The following is a 4,899-nucleotide window of genomic DNA, read 5'->3' on the forward strand; positions in this document are numbered from 1 at the left end:
GACGCGCATCACCTTCGGATGCGCAATTAGCGGCGCGTAGAAATTGGCAACCGTTGGCAGCGACAGTTTCAGCATAACCTCTGTGCCCTCGGGCAGCGCGTCCAGAGCTTTGAGGATCTCGTCCTGCAAGATCGCCTCGGCGTCCGCCTTGTCTGAAATCGTGATGGTCACTTCCGGCTCAAGGATCGGCATAAGCCCATGGCCAAGAATTTGGCGACCGATCTCAAACTGCTGCGCGACAATTGCAGCAATACCGGTCTGATCGGCGGCGTTAATAACCGAGCGCATCTTCGTGCCGAAAACGCCCTTACCAACCGCACGCGCCAAAAGCGCATCCAGGTCAGGGATCGCCTTCATTAGCTGCACGCCGTTGGCTTGCGCCTCAAGTCCCTTGTCGCATTTCAGGAACGGCACAACGCGCTTTTCAGACCATAGATATTCTGCCGCGGGCTTACCTGCGAATGCGCGATCCATCGTCATCTCGAACAAGATGGCTCCGATGACCTTGTCGCCGTTGAACGCAGGGGCCGCCACAATGCGCGCGCGCATAGCGTGGATCTGGTCATACATCTCGGCGTCCGAAGAATACGCGTCTTCCTCGACACCGTATAGCTTCAGGGCCTTTGGGGACGAGCCACCCGATTGATCAAGAGCCGCAATAAAGCCTTGACCCGAGCGCATCTGTTCTGCTTGTTGTTCGTTTGCCATGATATCCTCGTGATCTGAGTTTCGTCTGCTTTTACGCAAATCGCCCGCCGTCTTCTAGCCCTGTTCGAGAGCGGCAACTCCCGGCAAAGTTTTGCCTTCCATCCATTCAAGGAAAGCCCCCCCCGCCGACGAGATATAGGTGAAGTCGTCCGCCGCACCGGCCTTATTCAACGCCGCGACCGTGTCGCCACCGCCGGCCACCGAAATCAGCTTGCCGTCACGGGTCAACTTCGCAGCATGCGCCGCAGCAGCATTGGTCGCCGCGTCAAAGGGAGCAATTTCGAAAGCCCCAAGTGGTCCGTTCCAGATCAAGGTCTTTGCGCCTTCAAAAACTTCAGCCACTCGTGCGACCGACCTTGGACCCGCATCTAGGATCATCCGATCAGACGGGCATGCGTCTGCGGCAACCGTGATATTGTCGGCTCCTTCCGCAAATTCTGTCGCACACACCACATCAATGGGCAGGATTATCTCACAAGCCGCTTCTTCAGCCTTGGCCATGATTTCGCGGGCTGTTTCGGCCATGTCATGCTCCGCCAGGGACTTTCCAACGCCGTAACCCTGAGCGGCAAGAAACGTATTCGCCATGCCGCCGCCGATCACCAAAGTATCGACCTTGCGCACCAGATTGCCCAGAAGATCAAGCTTAGTTGACACCTTGGCACCGCCCACAACAGCCACAACCGGTCGTTCCGGAGCACTTAATGCGGCCTCAAGCGCTTTCAATTCGGCCGCCATCAACCGTCCGGCGCATGCCGGAAGCAAATGCGCGACGCCTTCGGTCGAGGCATGCGCGCGGTGCGCCGCAGAAAACGCATCATTGCAATATACATCGCCCAGCGTTGCCAAAAACCCGGACATGCGCGGATCGTTGGCTTCTTCCATGGCAGAAAACCGGGTGTTCTCGACCAGAACGACAGCCCCTTCCGGCAAGGCATCAAGGCTCGCGCGATCCGGGTGTTCAACAAATGTCACTTCACGGCCCAAGGCCGACGTCAGGGCCGGGATCACAAGGCGCAATGACATATTGGGGTTTGGCTGCCCTTTGGGGCGGCCGAAATGCGCAAGCATCACCGGCGTGCCGCCCTTGGCAATAATATCCGTGATCGTCGGCACGATCCGTTCGATGCGGGTCGTGTCAGTGACCGTCGTCCCGTCCATTGGCACATTCAGGTCGACACGCGTCAGCACCAGCTTTCCGTTCAGATCCATATCATCGAGGGTTTTCCATGCCATATCCGCTCTCCTTATCGCTCTGGGTTTCCCATTCCCTATCCCAGCCGTCGCGCAGGTCAACAGGCGGTTCCGCGCCTTTCACCCTTTTCCTCAGTCGACACCCGCATTAGGGTCCGGCCAAATCGAAAAAAAGGAGCGCCAGATGGCCGACTACAAAGACCCTGAGAACACGATCCTGATTGAACTCAAAGACGGCACCGTTGCCATCGAGCTTTTGGCAGACGTGGCCCCGCAGCACTGCGCACGTATGAAAGAGTTGGCGCGCGCCGGTGAATACGACAACGTTGTTTTTCACCGCGTGATCGACGGTTTTATGGCGCAAACCGGAGACGTTCAGCACGGTGACTTTGTTGAAGGCTTTGATCTGCGGCGTGCGGGAACTGGTGGCTCTGACAAGCCGGATGTGCCTGCTGAATTTTCCAAACTGCCGCACGATCGTGGTAGCATCGGCGCGGCCCGTAGCCAAAGCCCAGACTCGGCCAACAGCCAGTTTTTCATCAATTTTTCCGACAATGCTTTCCTGAATGGTCAATACACGGTCTATGGCCGGGTCATTTCCGGCATGGAGCACGTCGACGCCATTGCACGCGGCGAGCCACCGATGAACCCGGATCGCATGCACTCGGTTAAGGTGGCCGCTGATGCGTAAACTTGCGATTATTTTTGCTTTGTCGACGTCGCCTCTCATGGCTCAGGATGTAGCCGACGGTCCCGGCCCAAACCTTGTGATCGAAATAGCTGGGGAAACCAGCGGTACGGTTGTGATCGACCTTCTTGAAGACATCGCACCCGAGCATGTGGCACAAATCGTAGCCTTGGCTGAAGAGGGCGCATATGACGGCGTCGTCTTCCACCGCGTGATTGAAGGCTTCATGGCGCAAACCGGCGATGTTGAGTTTGGCAAAGCCGGCGGCGATATGAGCATGGCGGGCCGTGGAGGGTCTGAGCGTGGCGAAATTCGCGCCGAGTTTTCGGACGTGCCGTTTGATCGTGGCATCGTCGGTATGGCACGCAGCCAAGACCCGAATTCCGCCAACAGCCAGTTCTTCATCATGTTCGACGAAGGCTATTTCCTGAATGGGCAATACACAGTCTTTGGACGTGTGGTCGAAGGCATGGACATCGTAGATACAATCAAGCTCGGCAAAGGTGCCAATGGCTCTGTGATCGGGGAACCTGATCAGATGATGAGCGTCAGGGTAGCAAAATAACAGAGCTTTGGCCGGGTCCTTAGATTGTGCAGGACCCGGCCGATCTCAAGAGGATCGATGTTGCGACAGCGTTAAGTGGCAGCAGCCAGAGAAAATAAGCGCGGGCCCGATCCTTGCCACCGATCAGCGCCCGGATCACCAGACCGAAAGCAACCAACGCTGTCAGAATGCTGAAAAGCTGGCCGATATGCCCGAAAAGGCAGGCAGGTCCCGACAATCGGTCCGCCGCAGTCAGCGCAAGTGCCGAGGCCGCCGTAACGGTTAACGCAACCGCCAAACCGTAGGAGTGGCTGAGCAGAAACGCGTCGTCTGCGGTGACGCGAAAGCGCTGCCAGCTCAAGATGCCAAAGGCCGCCATGAGGAGGGCCACCCAGATAAAAGGCGGCACCGGAATTATCGCGTAAAGATAGTCGTTTATCATCACGGTGTGTCCCTTTGCTTCACGCGAACCAAAGACTGCCACCTTTCCGCCTGTCAACGCATCATCCGGTTTCTCTCGTCCCATCAACCTCGCGTGATAAGGGCTAGGCCCAGGGCAGCTCCTCTGCCACATTCTTCTCACACCATCTTTCCGGGAGGAGCGACCCCATGCATCTGACACATCTTATCGCCGCCACGGCCATTGCTATCGGAGGCGCCATGTCTACCGCCAATGCCGATCCGTCCTTCTGGAAGTTCGAATGGCCAAACACAGACTTTGAAAACACCACGGTCGAAAACTGGGTGGAAATCTTGTCAGGTGGGCCGCCAAAAGACGGCATTCCGGCCCTTGATGAAGTGTCCTTTATCCCTGCGGCAAGCGAAACACGCTTGGTCGATATGGAACCAGTCATCACGGTCGAGATCGACGGCGCCGAACCACGCACCTATCCGATCCGCTACCTCACATGGCATGAGATCGCCAACGACACGGTGAACGGCATTCCCATCGCGGTCACGTTTTGCCCTTTGTGCAACTCTGGCATCACCTTTGATCGCCGCGTCGATGGCCAAACCCTAAGCTTTGGCGTCTCGGGCAAGCTTCGGAACTCGGATATGGTCATGTATGACCGCGAAACCGAAAGCTGGTGGCAGCAAGCCATTGGCACGGGGATCGTGGGGGAGTTGACCGGCGTTGAATTGACGCAACTGCCAACATGGATGGAAAGCTGGGCCGAATTCAAAGCGCGCAATCCCGAAGGCCTCGTCATGGACGAACCGCGCTGGCCCCGCCAATACGGCCGTAATCCATATGTTGGCTACGACACCTCGACGCGGCCATTCCTTTATTCAGGCGAACTTCCACCCCACGATATTCCGGCCCTGATGCGTGTCGTGCGCGTTGCTGAAAAAGCCTGGACCTTCGATCGTCTGCGCGAAGAAGAAGTGATTACGCAAGATGGGATTACACTGAGCTGGCGGGCAGGGCAGGCCTCGGCCCTTGACCAATACACCATCGGCGCCGGGCGCGATGTGGGGACAGTGCGCGTGCGTGATGCAAGCGGCAACGATCTGCCTCACGACGTCATGTTCGCGTTCGCATTCCACGCGTTCTTTCCGGATGGAGACTGGAAGCTGAACTGAACCACTCGCGCGACAGGAGGGGCTGGTGACAATTGCCGCCCTTCAGCCTTCGAGGCGGAGATTTAGCGTTCGAGAACCACCAAAGCGTGCCGCTTCTTACCCGCGGACAACTTCACCGGCGATGCCAAGGCCACCGCATCCAGCATTAAACCAGCATCCGTCAAAGGCGTGTCGTCCATCC

At 57.5% G+C, this 4,899-nt stretch carries 6 protein-coding genes; 3 read left to right on the top strand and 3 right to left on the bottom strand.

Translation table 11 applies throughout. The annotated features are described in order from the left end of the window. On the bottom strand, positions 1-708 hold a 708-nt coding region (locus AC221Y_RS20280; RefSeq protein WP_486708203.1), incomplete at its 3' end, for a class I fructose-bisphosphate aldolase. 54 nt (positions 709-762) lie between these two features. Next, positions 763-1,944: a phosphoglycerate kinase gene (locus AC221Y_RS20285; protein WP_299755442.1), complete on the bottom strand. Its 1,182-nt coding sequence runs from the start codon at positions 1,942-1,944 to the stop codon at positions 763-765. Positions 1,945-2,086: 142 nt separating this feature from the next. Between AC221Y_RS20285 and AC221Y_RS20290 the strand changes: the two genes are divergently transcribed. Continuing rightward, positions 2,087-2,593 carry a peptidylprolyl isomerase gene (locus tag AC221Y_RS20290; protein WP_299755444.1) on the top strand — a complete coding sequence of 169 codons (507 nt, stop codon included), beginning with the start codon at positions 2,087-2,089 and terminating at the stop codon, positions 2,591-2,593. Beyond that, positions 2,586-3,155 carry a peptidylprolyl isomerase gene (locus tag AC221Y_RS20295; RefSeq protein ID WP_486708204.1) on the top strand — a complete coding sequence of 190 codons (570 nt, stop codon included), beginning with the start codon at positions 2,586-2,588 and terminating at the stop codon, positions 3,153-3,155. Before AC221Y_RS20290 ends, AC221Y_RS20295 begins: the two co-directional genes overlap by 8 nt. A gap of 19 nt (positions 3,156-3,174) precedes the next feature. On the opposite strand, the gene AC221Y_RS20300 is transcribed toward AC221Y_RS20295, so the two are convergent. Beyond that, the gene (locus tag AC221Y_RS20300) at positions 3,175-3,660 is read right to left on the bottom strand and encodes a hypothetical protein (RefSeq protein ID WP_486708205.1); all 486 of its coding nucleotides are present in this window, start codon (positions 3,658-3,660) and stop codon (positions 3,175-3,177) included. A gap of 83 nt (positions 3,661-3,743) precedes the next feature. Between AC221Y_RS20300 and AC221Y_RS20305 the strand changes: the two genes are divergently transcribed. Next, positions 3,744-4,718 carry a DUF3179 domain-containing protein gene (locus AC221Y_RS20305; RefSeq protein WP_299755448.1) on the top strand — a complete coding sequence of 325 codons (975 nt, stop codon included), beginning with the start codon at positions 3,744-3,746 and terminating at the stop codon, positions 4,716-4,718. The last annotated feature ends 181 nt before the right edge of the window (positions 4,719-4,899 follow it).

The organism is Boseongicola sp. (genome assembly GCF_057460485.1).

Bases quoted from the DNA above. Each gene is read 5' to 3' on its own strand.
- AC221Y_RS20285 (WP_299755442.1), bottom strand. From the start codon at position 1,944: ATGGCATGGAAAACCCTCGATGATATGGATCTGAACGGAAAGCTGGTG.
- AC221Y_RS20290 (WP_299755444.1), top strand. From the start codon at position 2,087: ATGGCCGACTACAAAGACCCTGAGAACACGATCCTGATTGAACTCAAA.
- AC221Y_RS20295 (WP_486708204.1), top strand. From the start codon at position 2,586: ATGCGTAAACTTGCGATTATTTTTGCTTTGTCGACGTCGCCTCTCATG.
- AC221Y_RS20300 (WP_486708205.1), bottom strand. From the start codon at position 3,660: ATGGGACGAGAGAAACCGGATGATGCGTTGACAGGCGGAAAGGTGGCA.
- AC221Y_RS20305 (WP_299755448.1), top strand. From the start codon at position 3,744: ATGCATCTGACACATCTTATCGCCGCCACGGCCATTGCTATCGGAGGC.